The following is a 23,697-nucleotide window of genomic DNA, read 5'->3' as shown; positions in this document are numbered from 1 at the left end:
GTGGTGAGCGTGTGACGCCCGTCTCGGCGTCAACGTTCAGCATGCGTGCCCCGATGTGACCTGCGCTACATTCTTTCGTTCAACAGTGCAGCGGTGATTTGGTAGCTGGCTACGAACGCGTCTCGCGGGGGAGGGTGCCCCGACGGGCGGCGAGCGCCCAGGACAGCTCGACGAGGGTGTCGAGGTCTCCGAGGTCCGCACCGGTGAACTCCTGGAACCTCTGCAACCGGTAGCGCAGCGTGTTGACGTGCACCGGGATGCTGTGGGCGGCCCGCGGGATGTTCATCCGGTGGTGCAGGTAGGCCTCCACGGCCTCGAGCACATGCTCGCCGAACACGCCGGCCTCGACCAGCGGCTGCAGGTGGCGTTCCTGCAGCAGTGCGGTGACCTCCGGGCTGGCGTGGACCCCGGCCCGCCAGGACAGGCGCTCCAGGTCCACCACCCCGGTCTGTCCCACGGCCGCGGCGGCGCGCAGCGCGGCGGAAGCGGATTCGAAGGATCGCGGCAGCTCCTCCAGGCCCACCGCCGGGCCGAGCCCGATGGTCAGCCGCTCCGGCTCCGCGCTCAGCGGCGGCTCGCCGATGAGGATGCCCACCAGCATCCCGGCGCGCACCGCGGTGAGCACCCGCAGTCCAGCCTGTTCGGCCCATTCCTGGAGCCGCCGCTGCTGTTCCAGGTCTGCCTCCGGCCGCGATTCCGCGGCCAGCGCACACAGCGAGGCGGCGGTGGGCACGTCGTAGAGGGCGGCGCCGCGGGCGAGCTCGGTCGGGTCCATCTGGGTGGCCACGGCCTCGCCGATCCAGGACGCCCGCCGGGTGGAGTCGGCCAGCGCTCGCGAGACGTCCCGGTCCTGGTAGACCAGCACCGCCCGAGTTGAGAACACGTCCCCCAGCTCCCACAGCAGGGTGGAGGAGGCCAGGACCTGATCCGCCGGAATGCCGTGGTCCGGGGCGTGGTCCAGCATCCGGTGCAGGATCACCGACATGCAGGCTCGGAAGCCGGCGAGCACGCTGCCCACGGGCACGCCCTGGGCGTGCCGCTCCGAGGCCAGGGCGTCGGCCTCGGCGACGTCGTCGTGGCAGGGTTCGAATCCGGCCCGGATGGTGCGGATGCTCAGGGCGATGTTGCGCCGCACGGAGGCTTCCAGGGCGGCGGTGGGGACGTCCATGTAGCCGGGCACCGTGGTGCGGATGGTGTGGATGGTCTGCTCGAGGATGCTGCCGTCGGCCTCGAGGGTGGCCAGCAGCCGGTCCCAGGCGGCCTCGGCGGGACGCTGCTCCGCTGTCATGTGGCTCACCATACCGGCTGCCCCACGTTGCTCCCTCGCCCCTCCCGTGTCGTACTCACGTCACTCTCGCCGCCGCACCTCCAGCGGCTCTCCCGGCCCTGAAGCGTCTTGTGGTGATTTGCATCACGTGGTGGTGTGCGTCACATTGGGGTGCGACGGGGGCCAGGCGGCTCCCGTCTTCGACATCACCTGTTCGACGTCGTCTGGACTGCGTCGTCTGTTCGACGTCACCTTTCCCACATCGTCGTCTTTCCCACATCACCGACCCGAAGGAGCTGCGCTGATGGCTGTCCGGTATTCCGCCACCACGGAAACGTTGCATGAAGAGTTGTTCGAGGGCGGGGCCCTCGTTCTCGCAGCGTTCGGCCGCCGCGACATCCCTGCGGGGTGTGCCGCATGACCGCCTCGCGGCAGGATGCCGCAGGCAACAGCGCCGTTCTCGGCAGGGTGATGCGGCCGCTGAACTCGCTGGTGGAGAAGCTGATCCCCTCGGCCCTGGTCTTCGCGATCGCGCTGACCTTCATCGTGGGTCTGCTGGCGCTGATCTTCACCGACGCCGGCCCGATCCAGGTCGTCGAGGAATGGGGCATCGGCCTGGCCGGGCTGCTGGCGTTCATCACACAGATGGCCCTGATCCTGTTCCTGGGCTACATCCTGGCCAACACGAGACCCGCGAGAAAGCTGCTGCGCCGCCTGGCCAAGGTCCCCAGAACAGCGATCCAGGCCTACCTGTTCGTGTTCCTGGTCGCCGCCCTGGCAAGCCTGATCACCTGGGGCCTGGGACTGGTGGTCGGGGGTCTGCTGGCACGCGAGGTCGCCCACGTCTTCCGCGAACGCCAGATCCCGGTGCACTTCCCCATGCTGGTGGCCTCGGGCTTCTCCGGATTCGTGGTCTGGCATATGGGCTACTCCGCCTCGGGCCCGCTCACCGCAGCCACCCCCGACTCCTTCGTGGCAGAACAGCTCGGCGCTCCGCTCCCGGTGGGAGAGACCATCTTCTCCACCTGGAACATCATCGCCTGCATCGTCACCATCGCCGTGGTCACCCTGGCCCTGTACCTGGTGGCGCCTCGGGACAGCGCCACGGTGGTCCCGCTGAAAGTGGACGCACGCGAGGTCGACGTCGAGATCGACGACGCCGTCGAGACTCCCGCGGATCGTGTCGACGCCTCCCGCATCCCCACCCTGCTGATCGGGTTGATGCTGGTGGCCTATCTGATCATCCACTTCAGCGGCGGCGGCTCGCTGACCTTGGACGTGGTCAACTGGAGCTTCCTCGGGCTGATCATGCTGTTGGTCCGCAGCCCCTTCGAGCTGATCGCGCTGACCAAGCAGGCCGCCTCGAATGTGGGCGAGATCCTGCTGCAGTTCCCGCTGTACGCAGGGATCCTGGGGATCATGGCCGGCACCGGGCTGATGAGCGTCATCTCAGAGGCCTTCGTGGCGATCTCGACTCCGCAGACGTTCGCACTCTTCGCGTTCCTCTCTGCCGGACTGGTGAACTTCTTCGTGCCCTCCGGCGGCGGACAGATCGCCGTGCAGGCTCCGATCCTGCTCGAGGCCGCAGAGACGCTCAGCGTGGATCCGGCTCTGGCCATCATGGCCGTGGCCTACGGGGACCAGTGGACGAACATGATCCAGCCGTTCTGGGCGCTCCCGCTGCTGGCCATCGCGGGGCTGAAGATGCGCGACATCCTCAGCTACACCACGATCGTGCTCATCGCCTCCGGCCTCGTATTCGGCTCCACCTTGCTCATCGTCTCGATGTGATCGGGCCGGAGCGCGCCGAGGCTGGGCGGCTCAGAGCTCGAAGTAGAACTCGTGGTGCGCCGCGCAGCCGGGATTGAACCCCGCCCCGCAGGCCGCGCAGGCCTCCGCGGTGAGGTAGTCGGCGATGCTGAACCGGGTGCGGCAGACCCCGCAGAGCAGCGCGAGCTCCTCCCGGCGCCCCCGCGGCCAACGCCCGATCTCATGCGCCTCGGCCTCCCGGTGGCAGCGCAGACAGGGGTACCAGCGGTCGCAGCAGAAGAACCGGATGGCGACGACGTCGCGCGGCCCGGCGTAGTGCCGGCAGCGGGTCTGATCATCCACCGCGGCCCCGCGGATCTCAGGCTCATCCATGGCCCCGAGGCTAGCCCACCCCCAACCCCAACCCCCTCACCCCACGTTGAGGGGCGGATTCTCCGAGCATCTCATGCGGTTTTCGGCCCAAACTAGTCGCAGAATCAGCCTCTCAACGCGGGGTGGGGAGCCCCTCAGCGCGGGGTGGGGCGCCTCTCAGCGCAGGTCGGGGCGCCTCTCAGCGCAGGTCGGGGCGCCCCTCAGCGCTGGGTGGGCGAATTCTGCATCGTGAGACAGGTGGCGGTGCGCGTGCGTTGGGACACGTCGGCAGGCATAGAATCCAGAGCATGGCTGAGCACACCGCAGAGACCCCCGAGAACACTCCTGACATCGTCGAGGGCGCGGCGCCCTTCACCCCGCCCAAGGCGGTCACCGGACCCTCGATTCCGGAGAAGCCCCGCAGCTGGGAGGTCACCGACGGCTACACCCGCGCACCGGCCCGCGGCATGCTGCGCGCGGTGGGCATGGGCGACGACGACTTCGGCAAGGCCCAGATCGGGATCGCGAGCTCCTGGAACGAGATCACCCCCTGCAACCTCTCGCTGGACCGCCTGGCCAAGGCCTCCAAGGAGGGTGTCCACGCCGGCGGCGGCTACCCGCTGGAATTCGGCACCATCTCGGTCTCCGACGGCATCTCCATGGGCCATGAGGGCATGCACTACTCGCTGGTCTCCCGCGAGGTCATCGCCGACTCGGTGGAGACCGTGATCCAGGCCGAGCGGCTCGACGGCTCGGTGCTGCTCGCTGGCTGCGACAAGTCCCTGCCCGGCATGCTCATGGCCGCGGCCCGGCTGAACCTCTCCAGCGTGTTCCTCTACGCCGGCTCGATCATGCCCGGCGTGGCCCGCTTCGCCGACGGCACCGAGAAGGAGGTCACCCTGATCGACGCCTTCGAAGGTGTCGGCGCCTGCGCCCGCGGCACCATCAGCGAGGCCGACCTCGACGTCATCGAACGCGCCATCTGCCCGGGCGAAGGCGCCTGCGGCGGCATGTACACGGCCAACACCATGGCCTGCATCGGTGAGGCGCTGGGCATGTCGCTGCCCGGCTCGGCCGCGCCGCCCTCGGCCGACCGCCGCCGCGACCACTACGCGCACAAGTCCGGCGAGGCCGTGGTGGAGCTGCTGCGCCAGGGCATCACCACCGCAGACATCCTCACCAAGAAGGCCTTCGAGAACGCCATCGCGGTGACCATGGCCTTCGGCGGCTCCACCAACGCGGTGCTGCACCTGCTCGCCATCGCCCGCGAGGCCGGGGTGGAGCTCGAGCTCGAGGACTTCAACCGGATCGGCGACAAGGTCCCGCACCTCGGGGACCTCAAGCCCTTCGGCCAGTACGTGATGGCCGACGTCGACCGGGTCGGGGGAGTGCCGGTGGTCATGCGCGCCCTGCTCGACGCCGGCCTGCTCCACGGCGACGCGCTCACCGTGACCGGCAAGACCGTCGCGGAGAACCTCGCGGCGATCAACCCGCCGGACATCGACGGCAAGATCATCCGCGCCCTGAACGACCCGATGCACCCCAACGGCGGGATCGCCGTGCTGCACGGCTCGCTGGCTCCCGAGGGTGCGGTGGTGAAGTCCGCGGGCTTCGACGCCGAGGTCTTCGAGGGCACCGCCCGGGTCTTCGAGCGCGAGCAGCAGGCGCTCAAGGCTCTCGAGGAGGGCCGGATCCAGGCGGGCGACGTCGTCGTCATCCGGTATGAGGGCCCCAAGGGCGGACCGGGCATGCGGGAGATGCTCGCCATCACCGGAGCCATCAAGGGCGCCGGGCTGGGCAAGGACGTGCTGCTGATCACCGACGGTCGCTTCTCCGGAGGCACCACCGGTCTGTGCATCGGGCATATCGCCCCCGAGGCCGTGGACGGCGGGCCGATCGCCTTCGTCGCCGACGGTGACCTCATCCGGGTCGACATCGCCGGGCGCAGCATCGAGCTCGTGGTCGACGCCGCCGAGTTCGCCACCCGCCAGCAGGACTGGACCCCGCTGCCGCCGTTCATCACCACCGGGGTGCTGGGCAAATACGCCAAGCTGGTCCGCTCCGCCGCCCAGGGCGCCTACTGCGGCTGAGCCGGTGAGCATCATCGCCGGTCACCGGCGCAGCCGGCCAGCAGCGGCGTCGGCAGACCGGATTTCCACCATGTGAGACGGGTATCCGGGATGTTGACACGGATCACAGGCCAGGGAAGCATGGACGCCATGCGTCAACTACTAGCGGTCGTACCCGTATCCGCCGCCGGGGGACATGTGAAGTGATTCACAGGCCCCAGGTCGGCCGCTCGTCCGCCTCACACGAGGCGGCCGAACGGTTGAACTGGAGCTGACGCATCCGCTCACCCCGGCAGAAGGCCCCACAGGCTTCTCAGCCGGGGTTTTCTCTTGACCGGAGTGGATCCACCACGGATCAGAGACTTCTTGGATCAGAAATTCGGGAACCAGAGACTGAGGAAAAGATGAGCCATCTGACAGCCACGACCCCAGCGATGCTGGCGTCGAAAGCATCCAGCAGCGCCGCTGGGACCTCTGCAGACCCGCGCCTCTACGGCCCCGGCCGTACCGTGGCGCCCGTGCAGGTCACCGGCTCGCAGTCGATCGTCCGCAGCCTCGAAGAGCTGGGTGTGACAGACGTCTTCGGCATCCCCGGCGGAGCGATCCTTCCCACCTATGACCCGCTGATGGACTCCGAGCAGGTCAACCACATCCTGGTGCGCCACGAGCAGGGTGCCGGACACGCCGCCCAGGGCTACGCGATGGTCACCGGCGAGGTCGGAGTCTGCATCGCCACCTCCGGCCCCGGTGCCACCAACCTGGTCACCCCGATGGCCGACGCCCATATGGACTCGGTCCCGATGGTCGCGATCACCGGGCAGGTCAACGCCAACGTGATCGGCACCGACGCGTTCCAGGAGGCCGACATCGTCGGGATCGCCACCCCGATCACCAAGCACTCCTTCCTGGTCACCGACGCCGACCAGATCCCCAAGGTGATGGCCGAGGCCTTCCACCTGGCCTCCACCGGCCGGCCCGGCCCGGTGCTGGTGGACGTCACGAAATCCGCCCAGGCCGCGCAGACCACCTTCGCCTGGCCGCCGAAGATCGAGCTCAACGGCTACCGCCCGGTCACCCGCGGGCATTCCAAGCAGATCCGCGAGGCCGCCAAGCTGATCCAGGGCGCCTCGCGTCCGGTGTTCTACATCGGCGGCGGAATGATCAAGGCCAATGCCTCCGAGGAGTTCCATGCCCTGGCCGAGACCGTCGGCGCTCCGGTGGTCACGACCCTGATGGCCCGCGGCGCGTTCCCGGACTCGCACCAGCAGAACCTGGGCATGCCCGGCATGCACGGCACGGTCTCCGCCGTCGCGGCGCTGCAGCGCTCGGACCTGCTGATCACCCTCGGCGCACGCTTCGATGACCGGGTCACCGGGCAGCTGGAGAGCTTCGCCCCGGACGCCCAGGTCATCCACGCCGACATCGACCCGGCGGAGATCTCGAAGAACCGGACGGCCGATGTGCCGATCGTCGGCTCGCTCAAGGAGATCGTGCCCGAGCTCGGCTTCGCCTTCGAAGCGCTGGTGGCAAAGCATGGGCGCACCGACCTCAGCGGCTGGTGGAAGCAGCTCAACCGCTTCCGCGAGACCTACCCGCTGGGCTATGCCACCCCGGAGGACGGCAAGATCGCCCCGCAGCAGGTGATCGAGAAGATCAACCAGGCCGCCGGCCCCGAGGCCGTCTATGTCGCCGGCGTCGGACAGCACCAGATGTGGTCTGCGCAGTTCGTGAAGTACGAGCGACCCCGGCAGTGGCTGAACTCCGGCGGGCTCGGCACCATGGGCTACGCGGTGCCCGCCGCCATGGGCGCCCAGGTGGGCAACCCGGACCGGGTGGTCTGGGCGATCGACGGCGACGGCTGCTTCCAGATGACCAACCAGGAGCTCGCCACCTGCGCGATCAACAAGATCCCGATCAAGGTCGCGGTGATCAACAACTCCTCCCTGGGCATGGTGCGCCAGTGGCAGACCCTGTTCTACGAGTCCCGCTACTCCAACACCCACCTGAACACCTCGGTCTCAGACTCCGGCGGGGAGATCGTGCGGATCCCCGACTTCCTCAAGCTCGCCGAGGCCTACGGCTGCGTGGGGCTGCGCTGCGAGCGTCCCGAGGACATCGACGCCGTGATCGCCGAGGCGATGGCGATCAACGACCGCCCGGTGGTCGTGGACTTCGTGGTCTCCCGTGATTCGATGGTCTGGCCGATGGTCCCTGCAGGGGTCTCCAACAGCGACATCCAGTTCGCGCAGAACCTGACCCCGCAGTGGGACGAGGAGGAATAAGAGCATGGGCACACATGACATCATCGCGCCGGAGCAGCGCCGCACGCTCTCGGTCCTGGTGGAGGACGTCCCCGGCGTGCTGACCAAGGTCTCCGGGCTCTTCGCCCGCCGCGCGTTCAACATCCACTCGTTGGCCGTGGGGCCCTCCGAGCTGCCCGGCCTGAGCCGGATCACCGTGGTGGTCGACGCCGACTCCAAGCTGCTGGAGCAGATCACCAAACAGCTGAACAAGCTGATCAATGTCATCAAGATCATCGAGCTGGCACCGGAGAACTCGGTCCAGCGCGAACACCTGCTGATCAAGGTGAAGGCTGACTCGCCCACCCGTCTGCAGGTCACCCAGGCCGTCGAGCTCTTCCGCGCCAAGATCGTGGACGTCTCCGTGGACTCACTCACCGTTGAGGCCACCGGCGCACCTGACAAGCTCAATGCTCTGCTCGAGGTCCTGGAGCCCTTCGGAGTCCGTGAGATCGTGCGCTCCGGCGGACTCGCGATCTCCCGCGGCTCGAAGTCCATGACCGACCGAGCGCTGCGCTGACCACCTGAGAACCACCTTCAGCACCACCGACCTGTTACCCAATCCCCATCATGAGGAGCCCTCACTGTGACTGATCTCTATTACGACGACGACGCCGACCTGTCCGTGCTCAGCGGCAAGAAGGTCGCTGTCATCGGCTACGGATCCCAGGGCCATGCCCACGCGCTGTCCCTGCGCGACTCAGGCGTCGACGTCGTCGTCGGTCTGAAGGCAGACTCCAGCTCCAAGGCCAAGGCCGAGGAGCAGGGCCTGACCGTGAAGACCGTGGCCGAGGCCTCCGCCGAGGCCGATGTCATCATGATCCTGGTCCCGGACCAGCACCAGGCCGCGGTCTACTCCGCCGAGATCGCCCCGCACCTGGTGCCCGGCAACGTGCTGCTGTTCTCCCACGGCTTCAACATCCGCTTCGGCTACATCGAAGCACCCACCGAGGTCGGCGTCGCGATGGTCGCCCCCAAGGGACCGGGCCACGTGGTCCGCCGCGAATACGAGGCAGGCCGCGGCGTGCCCGCCCTGATCGCCGTGGAGCAGGACCCCTCCGGCGAGGCCAAGTCGATCGCGCTGGCCTACGCCAAGGGCATCGGCGGCACCCGCGCCGGCGTCATCGAGACCACCTTCACCGAAGAGACCGAGACCGACCTCTTCGGTGAGCAGGCAGTGCTCTGCGGCGGCGCCTCCCAGCTGGTGCAGTACGGCTTCGAGACCCTCACCGAGGCCGGCTACAAGCCCGAGATCGCCTACTTCGAGGTGCTCCACGAACTGAAGCTCATCGTGGACCTGATGGTCGAGGGCGGCCTGACCAAGCAGCGCTGGTCGATCTCCGACACCGCCGAGTTCGGCGACTACGTCTCCGGGCCCCGCGTGATCTCCCCGGAGGTCAAGGAGAACATGAAGGCCGTGCTCGCCGACATCCAGTCCGGAGCCTTCGCCAAGCGCTTCATGGATGACCAGCGCGACGGTGGCAAGGAGTTCAACGAGCTGCGCAAGAAGAACGAGTCGCACCCGATCGAGTCCACCGGACGCGAGCTGCGCAAGCTCTTCTCCTGGATCCCGCAGGATGATGACTACACCGAGGGCACCACTGCTCGATGAGTGATCACGGTGAGCGGGGCGGGCCGTGACACGGCCCGCCCCGCTCACCGTCTTCGCGTGACCACCCCGAACCACGAAGCGCCAGCAGAAGAAGGACATTGTGAGCACTCACCGCCCCGTCGTCGTACTTGCCGAAGAACTCTCACCCGCCACCGTCGAGGCGCTGGGACCGGACTTTGAGATCCGTCAGTCCGATGGAACCGATCGCGAGCGGCTCTTCGCCGATCTCGCCGACGCCGACGCCATCATGGTGCGCTCGGCCACCCAGGTCGACGCCGAGGTGCTCTCCCACGCGAAGCAGCTCAAGGTCGTGGCCCGGGCCGGGGTGGGACTGGACAACGTCGACATCAAGGCCGCCACCGCGGCCGGCGTGATGGTCGTCAACGCCCCGACCTCGAACATCACCTCCGCCGCGGAGCTCACCTGCGCCCACATCCTGGGCCTGGCCCGGCACATCTCCCCGGCCCACCAGGCGCTGCGCGAGGGCGCCTGGAAGCGCTCGAAGTACTCCGGCGTGGAGCTCGCCGAGAAGACCCTGGGCGTGATCGGTCTGGGCCGGATCGGCGGTCTCGTGGCCGAGCGGATGAAGGCCTTCGACATGGAGATCATCGCCTACGACCCCTACGTCACCTCCGCCCGGGCCCACCAGCTCGGCGCCCAGCTGGTCACCCTGGACGAGCTCTACGCGAAGTCCGACGTGATCACGATCCACATGCCCAAGACCCCCGAGACCCTGGGCATGCTCAACACCGCGGCCTTCGCGAAGATGAAGGACACCGCCTTCGTGGTCAACGTGGCCCGCGGCGGGCTGATCGACGAGGCCGACCTGGAGCAGGCCCTGGCCGAGGGCACCATCGGCGGCGCCGCGGTGGACGTCTTCGCCGCCGAGCCCTCTACCGACCTGCCCTTCTTCACCCGCGAGAACGTCGTGGTCACCCCGCACCTCGGCGCCTCCACCGCCGAGGCCCAGGAGAAGGCCGGAGTCTCCGTGGCGAAGTCGGTGCGCCTGGCCCTGGCCGGCGAGCTGGTCCCGGACGCGGTCAACGTCGCCGGCGGCGCCATCGACGAGCTGGTCCGCCCCGGCATCCCGCTGATCGAGAAGCTCGGTCGGATCCTCAACGCCCTGGCCACCGACGCCTTCACCGATATCGAGACCGAGGCCGCCGGTGAGATCGCCGAGCTCAACGTCTCCGCGCTGCAGCTCGCCGCGCTCAAGGGCCTGTTCACCGACGTGGTCTCGGAGCAGGTCTCCTACGTCAACGCCCCGGTGCTCGCCGAGCAGCGCGGAATCTCCACCCGGCTGACCACCACCACCGAGGTGGAGGACTACCGCAACGCGCTCACCGTGCGTGGGGCCACCAGCTCCGGGACCAACCTCGAGGTCCGCGGCACGCTCACCGGACCCAAGCAGATCCAGAAGATCGTCGGGATCAACGGCTACGACCTGGAGATCGCGCTCACCGAGCACCTGGTGGTGCTCGAATACGCCGACCGCCCCGGCGTGGTCGGCGCGCTGGGCCGGATCCTGGGGGAGCACCAGGTCAACATCGCCGGCATGCAGGTCTCACAGAACACCAAGGAGGGCCGCGCGCTGGCAGTGCTCGCCGTCGACGCCGCGCTGCCCGCCGGGGTGCTCGACGCGATCAACGCCGAGGTCCAGGCCAACCTCGCCGCCGAGGTGGACCTCGAGGACTAGGTCTTGCGGTTCCCGCCCGGTGCAGGTCTGCGGCCCAGACCTGCACCGGGCACCCACCCAGACCTGCACCGGGCACCCACGTGGGGTAAATTCCTAGGGTGACTTCTTCCAAGCCCCCGTTCTACATCACCACGGCGATCCATTACCCCAATGGGGAACCGCATATCGGCCACGCCTACGAGGTCATCGCCTCCGATGTGATGGCGCGCTTCAAGCGCCTCGACGGACACGAGACCTACTTCCTCACCGGCACCGATGAGCACGGGCAGAAGATGCAGCAGACCGCCCAGAACCTGGGTCTATCCACCCGGGAGCTCGCCGATCGCAATGCGGCCGTGTTCCAGGCCATGGACGACGAGGTCGCCGGGATCTCCTATGACCGGTTCATCCGCACCACGGACGAGGACCACTACGCCGCCTCCACCGCCATCTGGCGGCGCATGGTCGAGGCCGGGGACATCTACCTGGACAAGTACGCCGGGTGGTACTCGGTGCGTGACGAGCGGTTCTACTCCGAGGACGAGACCGAGCTCGACTCGGCGGGGGAGCGCCTCGCCTCCGAGACCCAGACCCCGGTGACCTGGACCGAAGAAGAGTCCTACTTCTTCCGGCTCTCGAAGTACCAGCAGCCGCTGCTCGACTTCTTCCGCGACAACCCCAGCTTCGGGGCGCCGCGAAGCCGGTTCAACGAGGTCATCCGGTTCGTCGAGGGCGGGCTGGAGGATCTGGCGATCTCCCGGACCACCTTCGACTGGGGCGTCCCGGTGCCCAAGGACCTCACCGCTGATCAGACCAGCCTGGACCACGTGATGTATGTCTGGGTGGACGCGCTGACCAACTACCTCACCGGCGTCGGGTTCCCCGACACCGAGTCCGAGAGCTTCGCGAAGTTCTGGCCCGCTGACGTCCACGTGATCGGCAAGGACATCTCCCGGTTCCACTGCATCTTCTGGCCGGCGTTTCTGATGAGCGCGCAGATCGAGCTGCCCAAGCGGGTGATGATCCACGGCTTCCTGAACAACGCCGGGGAGAAGATGTCCAAGTCCGTGGGCAACGTGGTGGCCCCCGCCGACTGGGTGGCCGAATACGGGCTCGACGCCGTGCGGTTCTTCCTGCTGCGCGAGTTCCCCTTCGGCGCCGACGGCTCCTACACCCATGAGGCCGTGGTGGGCCGGAAGAACTCCGATCTGGCGAACAACCTGGGCAACCTCGCGCAGCGCTCGCTCTCGATGATCGCGAAGAACTGCGAGGAGAAGGTCCCGCAGCCCGGCGAGCGCACCGCCGCCGACCGTCGGATCCTGGCCCAGGCCGATGAGCTGCTGGAGATCAGCCGAGAGGCCTATGACCAGCAGGACTTCCACCGCGCGCTGGAGCGGACCTGGTTCGTGCTGGGCGAGGCCAACGCGTACTTCGCCGAGCAGGAGCCCTGGAAGCTGAAGAAGACCGACCTCTCGAGGATGAACACGGTGCTCTTCGTGACCGCGGAGGTCCTGCGCAAGGTCGCGCTGCTCGCCCAGCCGGTGATGCCGGAATCGGCCACACAGCTGCTGGACGCGCTGAACATCGAGGCTGGCGGCGACGCCGGGAGGACCAACGCCTCCGGGACCGGTCCGCGCAGCTTCGAGGCCTTCCACGCCGAGCTGGTCCCGGGCACCCTGCTGGCCAAGCCCACCCCGATCTTCCCGCGCCACGAGGAGAAGACCGACTGAACCGGGGCTCCACCGCGCCGGGCGGTCTCAGATGCTGAGAGGCCACCGGGCGGTTCCCCTCCCTGCTGTGCCCAGCACATAGAGTGACGCTATGGCTGAGAACACATTCGACATCGCAGTAATCGGCGGCGACGGCATCGGACCCGAGGTGGTCGCCGAGGCCCGGAAGGTGCTCGACGCCGCCCTGGCCTCGGAGAGCGCCGAGTTCACCTACACCGAGTACTCCCTGGGTGCCGAGCACTGGCTCGCCACCGGGGAGACCCTCACCGAGGAGACGCTGCAGGCCCTGCGCGGGCACGACGCGATCCTCTTCGGCGCCGTCGGCGCGGATCCGCTGGACACCCGGGTGCCCTCCGGGATCATCGAGCGCGAGCTGCTGCTGGGCCTGCGGTTCAACCTCGACCACTGCGTGAACCTGCGCCCCACCCGCTCCTACCCCGGAGTGGTCTCCCCGCTGCGCGGGGTGGACGAGGCGAATCCGATCGACTTCCTCGTGGTCCGCGAAGGCACCGAGGGTCCCTACGCCGGCAACGGCGGACTGCTGCGCCGCGGCACCGAGGCAGAGATCGCCACCGAGGTCTCGGTCAACACCGCCTACGGCGTCCGCCGCGTGGTCGAGGACGCCTTCCACCGCGCCCAGGCCCGGGACAAGCACCTGACCCTGGTGCACAAGAACAACGTGCTCACCTACTCCGGGGACCTTTGGACCCGCACGACGGCGGCCGTGGCCGAGTCCTTCCCCGAGGTCCGCTGGGACTACCTGCACGTCGACGCGGCCACCATCCACATGGTCAGCAACCCGCAGCGCTTCGACGTGATCGTCACCGACAACCTCTTCGGCGACATCCTCACCGACCTGGCCCCGGCGATCACCGGCGGCATCGGCCTCGCCGCCTCGGCCTCGATCAACACCGCCGGCACCGCGCCGTCGATGTTCGAGCCCGTGCACGGCTCCGCCCCCGACATCGCCGGCAAGGCGATCGCCGATCCCACCGCGGCCGTGCTCTCCGCGGTGCTGATGCTCGATCACCTGGGTCTCGGCGCTGCCGCGGCCCGCGTGGAGGCCGCGGTCCATGCCCAGCTGAGCCAGTGGGCGCAGGACGGCGCCTCCGGGCTGAGCACCAGCCAGCGCGGCGACGCCTTCGTGGCGCGACTGAACCGCTGACACCTGCCGGGCGCCCGGGGGCCGGTCTCGTAGAGTAGGGCAGGAGACTCGTATTCGCCGGGCGCACCTGCCCGTGCTCACCCGAAAGGTCACCATGACGTTCCACCACACCCCGCATTCGACGCCCACCACAGCCGATCGGCTGAAGGAGATCCTGGCGAACCCGGGATTCGGGACCCACTTCACCGACCACACCTCGGTGATCGACTGGACCTCAGAGCACGGCTGGGACAACGCCCGGGTGGAGCCCTATGGGCCGATCTCCCTGGACCCGGCCGCCGCGGTGCTGCACTACGCCCAGGAGATCTTCGAAGGCATGAAGGCCTACCGGCACTCCGACGGCGGGATCTACACCTTCCGTCCGCTGGAGAACGCCAGGCGCCTCAACCGCTCGGCCGTGCGCATGGCGCTGCCCGAGCTCCCCGAGGAGCTCTTCATCGAATCCCTGGAGGAGCTGGTGGCCACCGATCGGGACTGGGTCCCCAACGGCGACGGCGAGGCGCTCTACCTGCGGCCCTTCATGTTCGCCTCCGAGGCCTTCCTCGGGGTCCGTCCGGCCAAGGCCGTGTCCTACCGGGTGATCGCGTCCCCGGCGGGGAACTACTTCGGCGGCGAGCTCAAGCCGGTGCGCATCTGGGTCTCCCGGGACTACATCCGCGCCGCACCCGGTGGGACCGGCGCGGCGAAGACCGGCGGCAACTACGCCGGCTCCCTGGCGGCCCAGCAGCAGGCCACCGCCAAGGGCTGCGACCAGGTGCTCTTCCTGGACCCGCTGCGCGAGAACGCCATCGAGGAGCTCGGCGGCATGAACGTCTTCCTGGTGACCGCCGACAACCGGCTCATCACCCCGGCGCTGACCGGCACGATCCTGGAGGGCATCACCCGCGCCTCGGTGATCCAGCTGGCCAGGGACCGCGGCATGGAGGTCGAAGAGCGCCAGGTCACCCTGGAAGAGTGGGACGCCGGGATCACCGACGGCAGCATCACCGAAGCCTTCGCCTGCGGCACCGCCGCCGTGATCACCCCCATCGGGGAGCTGCTCGACGGCGAGCGCAGCATCGCCTCCGCCGGCACCGGGGAGATCACCCTGGCGCTGCGCGAGGAGCTGCTGGGGATCCAGACCGGCGCGGTCGAGGATCGCCACGGCTGGATGCACCGCCTGGCCTGAGCGGCAGCACAGCATCCGCCGCGCAGCATCCGCAGCGCAGCGCCCGCAGCACAGCACCCGCCGCGCTGAACAGCTGCGCCGCACCGCAGGACAACTGAACACCTGAGACGTGCAATGCGCGTGGGCGATAGAGTTGGCCCATGCGCATTGCACGTTTTGTCACCGACGCCGAACCCTCCTACGGTCTTGTCACCGGGGGAGAGGGCGAAGAAACCATCATCCAGCTCAACGGAGACCCCTTCTATCAGGGGATCCAGCAGACCGAGACCACCCACCGTCTTGAAGACGTTCGGCTGGTCGCCCCGATCATCCCGCGCTCGAAGCTGATCGGCGTGGGCCGCAACTACGCCGACCACATCAAGGAGATGGGCAGCGAGACCCCGGTCTCCCCGCTGCTGTTCCTGATCCCCAACACCGCCGTGGTGGGGCCCAACGAGCCGGTCACGCTGCCCTCCTTCTCCGAGGAGATCAGCTACGAGACCGAGCTCGCCGTCGTCGTCGGGCGCATCTGTAAGGATGTGCCGGTGGATCGGGTCGAGGAGGTCATCTTCGGCTACACCGTGGCCAACGACCTCACCGCCCGCGACGCCCAGCGCACCGACGGCCAGTGGGCCCGGGCCAAGGGCTTCGACGGCTCCACCCCGCTGGGCCCCTGGATCGAGACCGACCTCGAGCCCGAGGGCCTGCGGATCTCGGGCCGGCTCAACGGCGAGACCGTCCAGGACGGCTCCACCTCCGAGATGATCTTCGGCGTGGCCGAGCTCATCGCCTACATCTCTCAGGCCTTCACCCTGCTCCCGGGCGACGTGATCCTCACCGGCACCCCGGCCGGCGTCGGACTGCTGCGCGGCGGAGACCGCTTCGAGGCGGACATCGAAGGCATCGGCACACTCGTCAACCACTTCAGGAACTGATTCCCCCTATGACGCTCACAGCTGCATCGTCCACCCCGATCCCCGCCGTGGACCCCTCCACCCCGGTCCGGGTCCGGTTCTGCCCCTCACCGACCGGCACTCCGCACGTCGGGCTGATCCGCACCGCCTTGTTCAACTGGGCCTACGCCCGGCACACCGGCGGCAAGATGGTCTTCCGGATCGAAGACACCGACACCGCCCGGGACTCCGAGGAGTCCTACCAGCAGCTGCTCGAGGCGCTGCGCTGGCTCGGGATCGACTGGGACGAAGGCGCCGAGACCGGGGGCCCGCACGAGCCCTACCGACAGTCCCAGCGCGGTGAGTTCTACGCCGAGGTGCTGGCGAAGCTGCTGGACGCCGGATTCATCTACGAGGCCTTCTCCACCCCCGAGGAGGTCGAGGCACGCCATGTCGCCGCCGGCCGGGACCCGAAGCTGGGCTACGACGGCTTCGACCGGACCTTGAGCCAGGAACAGATCGCCGCGTACCGGGCCGAGGGCCGCGAACCGGTGCTGCGATTCCGGATGCCCGATGAGGACATCAGCTTCACCGACGTCGTGCGCGGGGAGATCACCTTCGGCGCCGGCTCCACCCCGGACTTCGTGGTGGCCCGCGCCAACGGCCAGCCCCTCTACACCCTGGTCAACCCGGTGGACGACGCCGCCATGGAGATCACCCACGTGCTGCGCGGTGAGGACCTGCTCTCCTCCACCCCGCGCCAGGTGGCGCTCTACCGGGCGCTGCATGCCATCGGCGTGGCCGCGCACATGCCGGTCTTCGGCCACCTGCCCTATGTGATGGGGGAGGGCAATAAGAAGCTCTCCAAGCGAGACCCGGAGTCGAACCTGTTCCACCACCGGGACCGCGGCTTCATTCCCGAGGGACTGCTGAACTATCTGGCGCTGCTGGGCTGGTCGCTCTCCTCCGACGAGGACATCTTCACCGTGGAGCAGCTCATCGAGCACTTCGACGTCACCGACGTGCTGGCGAACCCGGCGCGCTTCGACGTGAAGAAGGCCGAGGCGATCAACGGGACCCACATCCGCCGCCTGGAGGCCGCAGACTTCCGCGACCGGCTGGTGCCCTACCTGCAGGCCAGGGGCCTGCTGGGCGAACAGCTGACCCCGGCACAGGCCGCGCTGCTCGACGGCGCGGCCCCGCTGGTCCAGGAGCGCATCGCGCTGCTCGACGAGGGCGCCGACATGATGGCGTTCCTCTTCACGCAGGATGCCGAGCTGGCCATCGAGGACAAGGCCTTCAGCGGGCTCGGGGATCAGGTCTTCGAGACCCTCGATGCCTCGATCGCGGCGCTGAGCGAGATCGAGGACGCCCGGTGGACCACCGAGGTGATCGAGTCTGCGCTGCGCGAGGCGCTGCTGGAGGGGCTCGAGCTCAAGCCCCGCAAGGCCTTCGGCGCGGTGCGCTCGGCGATCTCCGGACGCCGGGTCTCCCCGCCCCTGTTCGAGTCCATGGAGCTGCTGGGACGCGAGTCCTCGCTGAGCCGACTGCGCCGGTTCCGCGAACTCTTCGCCGCGCGCGGCTGATCCGCGCCGCACGCCGGTGGCGCCCGGCTCATTTTGTGCTTGGGCGCCACCAGTGTGTATAGTTATCTCCCGTTGCTCGGCGTGAAAATCTCGCCGGCGCGACCGCGTTGACAAGCAAATATTGGGCTATGGTGTAATTGGCAACACAGCGGTTTCTGGTACCGTCGTTCTAGGTTCGAGTCCTAGTAGCCCAGCGAAGACCCTTATGTGGTCTTTAACACAGCACGACCGGCCCTCGGCGACGGGGGCCAAAGCTATGAAATGCGGCCCCATCGTATAGCGGCCTAGTACGCTGCCCTCTCACGGCGGTAACGCGGGTTCGAATCCCGCTGGGGTCACCACAGGTGACAAAGCAGAAGCGCCCGGTCTCACACGAGACCGGGCGCTTCTGCGTCCCCCCCTGCGTTGAGGGGCGGATTCTCCGTGCATCTCATGGGCTTTTCGGGCCCAACTGCTCGCAGAATCCGCCCCTCAACGGGCTGGTCCGGATGGCACGCGTGGGCAGCACGACGAGATGCCCCGTCCTCGCGAGTCGAACGTCGCAATGTTCACAGGACAGGCTCCTCGCGACAGTGCGATCAGGCCGTCAGGATGACCTTGAGTGCCTTCGTCTCGGCCGCGCGGCCGAATGTGTCGTAGGCGCTCATGATGTCGTCGAGCGAGAAGTGGTGGCTGATGAACCCGCCCACGTCGAGCCTTCCTTGCGCGAGCAGCTTGATGAGCATGCGCGAGGTGTTGGTGTTGACCAGGCCGGTGGTGATCGTGAGGTTCTGGATCCACGCCGTCTCCAACGGGAAGTTCACGGGCTTGCCGTGCACGCCCACGTTGGCGACGTGGCCACCCGGCCGCACGATCTCCAGGCACATGTCCCAGGTCACCGGCACCCCGACGGCCTCAATGGCGACATCCACGCCGAGACCGTCCGTGAGGGCCAACACCTGCTCCTTCCAGTCCGAGTCCGATGAGACGACGCCGTCGCTCGCCCCGAACCGCTTCGCCTGCTCGACCCGGTTGGCGTCGATGTCGATCGCGATGACACGACTCGGACCGTACAGGGAGGCCGTCGTGATCGCGGCGAGGCCGACGGGGCCCGCTCCGATGACCGCGACGACATCACCGGGCTTGACGGCGCCGTATCGGATGCCGATCTCATGTCCCGTCGGCAGAATGTCGCTGATCATCGCGGCCTCTTCGGGGGCAACCCCTTCGGGCACCTTGTGCAAAGAGGTCTCGGCGAACGGAACCCGCACATACTCGGCTTGTGTGCCGTCGATGAGGTGTCCCAGGATCCAGCCGATTCCGGATGCTCCTTCCTCGGCGAGGCAGTGGGAGTACATCCCCTCGTGGCAATAGCTGCACTTTCCGCACGCTGAGATGCACGAGATGATGACGCGATCGCCGACGGCGATCTCGGTCACAGCCGCACCGACCTCGGTCACGACGCCGACTCCTTCATGGCCGAGGATGCGCCCGGATTCCACCGTCGGAACGTCGCCCTTGAGGATGTGCAGATCGGTTCCGCAGATCGTCGTGGTCTCCATCTGCACGATCGCGTCTGTCGGCTTCTGGATCTGAGGAGCAGGCATGTCCTGCCAGATCATCGAGCCCGGACCTTGGTACACCAATGCTTTCACGGTCGCTCCTTGGTTATCTCTGCGCTGAGATACCCATCGTCTGCTCCCCGGTGGGTCTTGACCAGGGACCTTGGACCCGCGGTGAACAGGTCGTGACCGGGGGCGTCGAGAAGTCCCCCACCCACCCACACACACGTTGAGGGGCGGATTCTCCGGGCATCTCATGGGCTTTTCGGCCCAAAATGCTCGGAGAATCCGCCCCTCAACGGTAAACGGGAACGGGTGGTCAGTCGTCCTCGGCTCGGCCTGTGTAGTTCAGCACCGAGGAGCCGTCCCCGAGCTGATCGTCTCCGATGACCACCAGGCCGCCGTTCTGCTCCAGGATCACGGCCGAGACCTCGCCCAGGGATCCGCGCGAGGAGTTCCGCACCGCGGTATGCACATCGTCCTCGACCAGCTGGTGCTTGCGCAGCGCCTTCCGCTGGAACTTGCCCTGGTAGTAGATCAGCACCGGGGGTGCATCCAGGAGTCGGCGCATCTTCGGTGAGCGTCCCCGGACCCAGGCCAGCAGCCACTGCAACAGCACCAGCAGGGCCAGCGTGAGCAGCGCCTGGGCCAGCGGGACATCCACCGCGGTGAGCACACGGCCGAAGGCCGAACCGATGGTGACCGCCACGATGAAGTCCAGGGGGGTCATGTTCGCCATGGTGCGTGGTCCGGAGAGCCTGAGGATGATCAGCAGCGCGATATAGCCTGCGGTGAGCGTGATGACGGTGTGGATGATGGGATCCCACCCGTCCCAATATTGAGTCATATCCATCGGGCGACCCTGTCACTTCAAGGGATCAGTGTCCACCGGGAGCATCTGCCGGCACCGCGAACACGATGTGGTTGTCCTCGTGGCTTCCCACCTCGACGTCGAAGAGCCCGGTGCAGGTGATCAGGCGCAGCTCGTCCTCGGGCTGCGCGCCGAAGACCTCCCGGGTGGGGAAGTCATCCTTGGCAAAGACTTCGGTGCGCTCGACCCGGTAGTGATGGACCTCGCCCTCGGCGTCGGTGACGGCGACCTCGTCGCCGGGTTCCATCTCCACCAGACGGTGGAACACCGCGGGGCCGGTGGTGGAGTCCAGGTGTCCGGCCAGCACGGTGGGTCCGCGACCGCCGGGCATGCCGCCGCCCTCGAACCAGCCGACCTCGCTGTAGTCCTCGGGCACTTCCATGGTCCCGTCCTGCGCGATGCCGAGGTCGATGAGCGACTCCTCCATGTCGATAGACGGGATGCTCAGCGCTGAGGGCCGGACCCCGCTCGGCGCCGCAGCCGGGCTCGAGGGCGCCGCGCTCGGCGCCGCGGAGCTGGGCTGCGGCGAGCCCGAGCTGGACGGCGCAGAGCTAGGGCTGGACGGCGCAGAGCTAGGGCTGGGCGACGCAGCGCTGGAGGGAGTGCTGGAGCTCGATGCCTCCGCCGACTCGGTCGCATCAGAGGACGACGTCGCCGCCTCACCTGCGGCGCCGCAGGCGCCCAGGCTCAGCCCGAGCGCCAGGGCGGCGGCCACCCCGAGGGGCAGCCGCCGGACCCTGACCTCGACCTGCCGGTGAGGGCTTCGGATCATGCGTTCTGGTTGCGCCGAATCAGCATGAAGGCGCTGGCACCGGCCAGTGCGAGCACGCCGGCCCCGGCGAAGACGCCGACCTGGCTGGAGGACTGCTGCATGCCGCCGCCGCCGGTCTCGACGCCGTCCAGCGGAACCTGCATCAGCTGGCCGCGGACCACGCCGTCGGCGAACTCCTCGGTGTGGGAGTCACCGGTGAAGCCGGCGGGGTTGGCCTCGATCTCGGCCAGGCTGAAGCCCTCGCCGGTGTCGGCGCCGTCGTCGCCCTCGACGCCGGTCATGAACGGTCCGGCCATGCAGCCGGAGGAGGTGCGTGGCTCGTCACCGATCGGCTCGGGGTTCGGGAAGGCCAAGCGCGGCGGTCCGGGCTCGCCCGCGGCAGCCTCGTGGATGTGCGTGGCGGTCAGGGCCGGGCTCTCGTAGCCGCCGGTGACGCCTTCGAGTGTGATCTCGTAACAGATGACCTCTTCCTCTGAATTGATCCAGAACATGAAGTCGCCCGTCGCGCCCTCTTCACCCGGTGAGACCTCACCGTCGGAGTCGATGACCTCGTCGGGAGTCGCCATGACCGTATAGGCGCTGGTGAACTCCTCGGGCCACTCGACCTCGGTGCCGGCTTCGGTGCTGGCCTGTGCCATCGTCGGCGAGAGCAGCAGCACCGCTGCACCCAGGGTCGCGCCGGCGCCGATGGTTCTGCGTCGTTGTGTCATCATCAGTGGTGACTCCTTCGAGAACGTTGGTATACCGAATTTCGGCCCACCACTAAGTAATACGTTCCAGACGCCCCTGGCGTTCACCGTTTCACGAATTATTTTCGACCTGCGCGCAGCCGGCAGGTCCGCGATGTGTATCGTAGAACCGAATTCTGCAGCCCTCGATATACCGTTCGAGGGCTCCGACGAGGACTGATGGAGGCGGCTGAGCGGATGCGCACTGAACGGCAGAACACCGTCGCAGTGCCGAGCATCGAGTCTGCTTACGATCAGCACAGCGCGGCGCTGTTCGGATTCGCGGTCAACGCGCTGCAGGATCACGGAGCGGCCGAGGAATGCGTCCAGGAGACCTTCGTGCGGGCCTGGCAGGCGTTGGACCGCTTCGATCCGGCCCGGTCGAGCCTGCGCAACTGGCTCTTCGCGATCGCCCGGAATGTGGTCCGGGACGAGTTCCGCGCCCGACGCCGCATCCCGATCCCGATGGAGCCAGAGGTCACAGTGCCTGAGGCCTCGGATCTCAGCGTCACGGATCCCACCGAGACTATGCTTCTTGTCCAGGCCCTGGGGACGATCAGCCCCGAACACAGCCAGTTGGTCATCGCGGTGCACGTGCTGGGGTTCACCTACGCGGAACTCTCCGAGTCGCTGCAGGTGCCGGTGACCACCCTGCGGACGCGGACCTACTACGGACTGCGCGCTCTGCGCCGCGCGATGGAAGAGATGGAGGCTGAGTCATGAGCACCCACCACGACGACGCCGACCCCCGTCCCGGCGCCGAATCCGATGCGGCACACGCCGCCGAGCGTCGCGCCGAGCTGCTCGGCGCCGCATCCGCCGATGACCTCAGCCCGGCCGAGAGCCAGGAGCTGGACGCGATGTGCGCCCAGGACCCGGAGCTTGCCCGAGAGCTGAGCGAGCTGCGGGAGCTCAGCGGCGTGCTGCGCGGCAACCTTGGCTCCTGGACCACGATGACCCCGCCGCCGAGCCTGCGCGAGCAGGTGATCGCCCAGGTCCACGCCCCACAGGTGTCCACCGAGGGCGCGTCGACGGCCGATTCCAACGCCAACTCCCACCCCGCCCCCGCCGGCCCCCGCCGGTTCCAACCCCAACGCCGCCCCCGCCCCCGGGCACCTTCCTGCCACCACGCCACCGGCACGCGGCCGGGCCCGGCTGCGCCAGAGCCTCGCACTGGCCGCCTGCGTGGCCATCGGAGTGGTCGGCACCCTGGGGGTGCAGACGGTCCTGGACTCCGACGACGCCGCCCCCGGCGCGCCCGCCGACGGGCTCGTCGCCGAGGAGCCGCTCGGCCCGCCTGGCGAGCTGGGCGCGCAGGAACCGGTGAGCTTCAGCGATCCCGGCGCCGGGGTCGAGGTCGACGGAGCCCTGGTCGCGCACACCTGGGGCACCGAGACGGTCCTGGAGATCGACGGACTCACCCCCGGAGAGGCCTTCACCGTGGTGCTGGTCGGCGCCGACGGTGAGGAGATCGAATCCGGCTCCTTCCTGGGCTCCGAGGTCCCCGTGGACTGCCGGATGAACGGGGCGGTGCTGCGTGAAGACGTGCAGCGCCTGGAGATCCGCGACGACGCCGGGCAGGCGATCACGGCCGCGGCGCTGCCCGAAGTGGACTGACCCGCATGACTGCCGACCCAGCCCCGCGCAGCGTGGGGGAGTCCGGAGAGGACGCGGTCCTCGCCGTCATCCTCGAGGAGCTCGGCGAGCTCCACCGCGCCAGCACCGACCTGGCCGCGCTCACCCTGGCCCCCGGGGACGATGCGGCGGTGCTGGAGCTGCCCGAGGACGGCGCCCCGGCGCGCATCGTGCTGACCACCGACACGCTGAGCCAGGACCAGGACTTCAGGCCCGGCTGGTGGGCCCCGCAGCAGCAGGGCGCCCCGATGGGCCGCGCCGTCGGGCTCAAGGCCGCCGCGCAGAACCTCTCGGACCTCAACGCCATGGCCGCGACCCCGATCGCGCTGCTGGTCAGCCTCACGCTCCCGACGACCACCTCGCTGGACTGGGTGCGCGGGTTCTACCGCGGACTCGCCAAGGCGGTGCGTCGCGAAGGCGCCGAACACTGCCACATCGCCGGCGGAGACCTCGGCTCCGGGCCCGGCATCTCGGTGACCCTGACCGCCCTCGGCCGGCTGCCGGCCGGACGCCCGCCGCTGCGCCGCACCGGCGCTCGGCCCGGAGACCAGCTCGCCGTCTCGGGCCCACTGGGTGCGGCCGCAG

The 23,697-nt window shown here is 68.4% G+C and carries 22 protein-coding genes and 2 tRNA genes; 17 read left to right on the top strand and 7 right to left on the bottom strand.

Annotated elements, in window-relative coordinates; translation table 11 throughout:
• Nucleotides 1-109: 109 nt before the first annotated feature.
• Nucleotides 110-1,288, bottom strand: coding sequence for a PucR family transcriptional regulator (locus I2487_RS02315; RefSeq protein ID WP_207171016.1), 1,179 nt, complete (start codon nucleotides 1,286-1,288; stop codon nucleotides 110-112).
• 396 nt (nucleotides 1,289-1,684) lie between these two features.
• On the opposite strand from I2487_RS02315, the gene I2487_RS02310 reads away from it, so the two are divergent.
• A complete protein-coding gene (locus tag I2487_RS02310) occupies nucleotides 1,685-3,058 on the top strand; it encodes a short-chain fatty acid transporter (RefSeq protein ID WP_255545866.1) in 1,374 nt (457 codons plus the stop codon).
• Between the two features lie 30 nt (nucleotides 3,059-3,088).
• On the opposite strand, the gene I2487_RS02305 is transcribed toward I2487_RS02310, so the two are convergent.
• Nucleotides 3,089-3,409 carry a CHY zinc finger protein gene (locus tag I2487_RS02305; protein ID WP_207171017.1) on the bottom strand — a complete coding sequence of 107 codons (321 nt, stop codon included), beginning with the start codon at nucleotides 3,407-3,409 and terminating at the stop codon, nucleotides 3,089-3,091.
• 287 nt (nucleotides 3,410-3,696) lie between these two features.
• Between I2487_RS02305 and ilvD the strand changes: the two genes are divergently transcribed.
• The 12 genes from ilvD (at nucleotide 3,697) to I2487_RS02245 (ending at nucleotide 17,906) form a co-directional block, all read left to right on the top strand.
• On the top strand, nucleotides 3,697-5,478 hold the full coding sequence (ilvD, locus tag I2487_RS02300) for a dihydroxy-acid dehydratase (protein WP_207171018.1): 1,782 nt from the start codon (nucleotides 3,697-3,699) through the stop codon (nucleotides 5,476-5,478).
• 383 nt (nucleotides 5,479-5,861) lie between these two features.
• Nucleotides 5,862-7,739 carry an acetolactate synthase large subunit gene (locus I2487_RS02295; RefSeq protein ID WP_207171019.1) on the top strand — a complete coding sequence of 626 codons (1,878 nt, stop codon included), beginning with the start codon at nucleotides 5,862-5,864 and terminating at the stop codon, nucleotides 7,737-7,739.
• A gap of 4 nt (nucleotides 7,740-7,743) precedes the next feature.
• Nucleotides 7,744-8,277 (top strand): acetolactate synthase small subunit, encoded by a 534-nt coding sequence (ilvN, locus tag I2487_RS02290; protein WP_036474882.1) that lies wholly within the window; start codon nucleotides 7,744-7,746, stop codon nucleotides 8,275-8,277.
• Nucleotides 8,278-8,343: 66 nt separating this feature from the next.
• Nucleotides 8,344-9,369, top strand: a complete 1,026-nt coding sequence (gene ilvC / locus I2487_RS02285; protein WP_106123977.1) for a ketol-acid reductoisomerase — start codon at nucleotides 8,344-8,346, stop codon at nucleotides 9,367-9,369.
• Between the two features lie 100 nt (nucleotides 9,370-9,469).
• On the top strand, nucleotides 9,470-11,065 hold the full coding sequence (serA, locus tag I2487_RS02280) for a phosphoglycerate dehydrogenase (protein WP_207171020.1): 1,596 nt from the start codon (nucleotides 9,470-9,472) through the stop codon (nucleotides 11,063-11,065).
• A 98-nt stretch (nucleotides 11,066-11,163) separates the two neighbouring features.
• Complete coding sequence (gene metG, locus I2487_RS02275; RefSeq protein ID WP_207171021.1) at nucleotides 11,164-12,774, top strand: methionine--tRNA ligase; 1,611 nt, start codon at nucleotides 11,164-11,166, stop codon at nucleotides 12,772-12,774.
• 91 nt (nucleotides 12,775-12,865) lie between these two features.
• Nucleotides 12,866-13,939 (top strand): 3-isopropylmalate dehydrogenase, encoded by a 1,074-nt coding sequence (locus tag I2487_RS02270; RefSeq protein WP_207171022.1) that lies wholly within the window; start codon nucleotides 12,866-12,868, stop codon nucleotides 13,937-13,939.
• Between the two features lie 94 nt (nucleotides 13,940-14,033).
• A complete protein-coding gene (locus tag I2487_RS02265) occupies nucleotides 14,034-15,107 on the top strand; it encodes a branched-chain amino acid aminotransferase (protein WP_207171023.1) in 1,074 nt (357 codons plus the stop codon).
• 140 nt (nucleotides 15,108-15,247) lie between these two features.
• On the top strand, nucleotides 15,248-16,021 hold the full coding sequence (locus I2487_RS02260; RefSeq protein ID WP_207171024.1) for a fumarylacetoacetate hydrolase family protein: 774 nt from the start codon (nucleotides 15,248-15,250) through the stop codon (nucleotides 16,019-16,021).
• An 8-nt stretch (nucleotides 16,022-16,029) separates the two neighbouring features.
• Nucleotides 16,030-17,565 carry a glutamate--tRNA ligase gene (gene gltX / locus I2487_RS02255; RefSeq protein ID WP_207171025.1) on the top strand — a complete coding sequence of 512 codons (1,536 nt, stop codon included), beginning with the start codon at nucleotides 16,030-16,032 and terminating at the stop codon, nucleotides 17,563-17,565.
• 122 nt (nucleotides 17,566-17,687) lie between these two features.
• Nucleotides 17,688-17,759: transfer RNA gene (locus I2487_RS02250), tRNA-Gln, on the top strand.
• A gap of 71 nt (nucleotides 17,760-17,830) precedes the next feature.
• Nucleotides 17,831-17,906, top strand: a tRNA-Glu gene (locus tag I2487_RS02245).
• Nucleotides 17,907-18,143: 237 nt separating this feature from the next.
• Here I2487_RS02245 and I2487_RS02240 read toward each other — a convergent pair.
• The 3 genes from I2487_RS02240 to I2487_RS15380 all read right to left on the bottom strand — a co-directional run bounded on the left by I2487_RS02240 (nucleotide 18,144) and on the right by I2487_RS15380 (nucleotide 20,404).
• Nucleotides 18,144-19,199 carry an alcohol dehydrogenase catalytic domain-containing protein gene (locus tag I2487_RS02240; protein WP_207171027.1) on the bottom strand — a complete coding sequence of 352 codons (1,056 nt, stop codon included), beginning with the start codon at nucleotides 19,197-19,199 and terminating at the stop codon, nucleotides 18,144-18,146.
• A gap of 226 nt (nucleotides 19,200-19,425) precedes the next feature.
• Nucleotides 19,426-19,953 (bottom strand): DUF421 domain-containing protein, encoded by a 528-nt coding sequence (locus tag I2487_RS02235; RefSeq protein ID WP_255545865.1) that lies wholly within the window; start codon nucleotides 19,951-19,953, stop codon nucleotides 19,426-19,428.
• 31 nt (nucleotides 19,954-19,984) lie between these two features.
• Nucleotides 19,985-20,404 (bottom strand): class F sortase, encoded by a 420-nt coding sequence (locus tag I2487_RS15380; RefSeq protein ID WP_255545864.1) that lies wholly within the window; start codon nucleotides 20,402-20,404, stop codon nucleotides 19,985-19,987.
• On the opposite strand from I2487_RS15380, the gene I2487_RS15375 reads away from it, so the two are divergent.
• A complete protein-coding gene (locus I2487_RS15375) occupies nucleotides 20,388-20,735 on the top strand; it encodes a hypothetical protein (RefSeq protein WP_255545863.1) in 348 nt (115 codons plus the stop codon). The genes I2487_RS15380 and I2487_RS15375 overlap by 17 nt on opposite strands.
• A 10-nt stretch (nucleotides 20,736-20,745) precedes the next feature.
• On the opposite strand, the gene I2487_RS02225 is transcribed toward I2487_RS15375, so the two are convergent.
• The gene (locus I2487_RS02225) at nucleotides 20,746-21,462 is read right to left on the bottom strand and encodes a CHRD domain-containing protein (RefSeq protein ID WP_255545862.1); all 717 of its coding nucleotides are present in this window, start codon (nucleotides 21,460-21,462) and stop codon (nucleotides 20,746-20,748) included.
• 213 nt (nucleotides 21,463-21,675) lie between these two features.
• Here I2487_RS02225 and I2487_RS02220 point away from each other — a divergent pair, with 213 nt between their 5' ends.
• Complete coding sequence (locus tag I2487_RS02220) at nucleotides 21,676-22,200, top strand: sigma-70 family RNA polymerase sigma factor (protein ID WP_207171030.1); 525 nt, start codon at nucleotides 21,676-21,678, stop codon at nucleotides 22,198-22,200.
• Here I2487_RS02220 and I2487_RS02215 read toward each other — a convergent pair.
• Nucleotides 22,146-22,535 (bottom strand): hypothetical protein, encoded by a 390-nt coding sequence (locus I2487_RS02215; RefSeq protein WP_207173002.1) that lies wholly within the window; start codon nucleotides 22,533-22,535, stop codon nucleotides 22,146-22,148. The genes I2487_RS02220 and I2487_RS02215 overlap by 55 nt on opposite strands.
• A 127-nt stretch (nucleotides 22,536-22,662) precedes the next feature.
• Here I2487_RS02215 and I2487_RS02210 point away from each other — a divergent pair, with 127 nt between their 5' ends.
• Nucleotides 22,663-23,094 carry a hypothetical protein gene (locus tag I2487_RS02210; protein ID WP_207173001.1) on the top strand — a complete coding sequence of 144 codons (432 nt, stop codon included), beginning with the start codon at nucleotides 22,663-22,665 and terminating at the stop codon, nucleotides 23,092-23,094.
• A gap of 5 nt (nucleotides 23,095-23,099) precedes the next feature.
• Nucleotides 23,100-23,697 (top strand): thiamine-phosphate kinase (locus I2487_RS02205; protein WP_255545861.1); only part of this gene is annotated, 598 nt, incomplete at its 3' end.

It is taken from the genome of Nesterenkonia sp. E16_10 (assembly GCF_017347085.1).
In the GTDB taxonomy this organism is placed as follows: domain Bacteria; phylum Actinomycetota; class Actinomycetes; order Actinomycetales; family Micrococcaceae; genus Nesterenkonia.
Note: the sequence above shows the minus strand (reverse complement) of the source record. Positions and strands in the feature narration are given on the sequence as shown.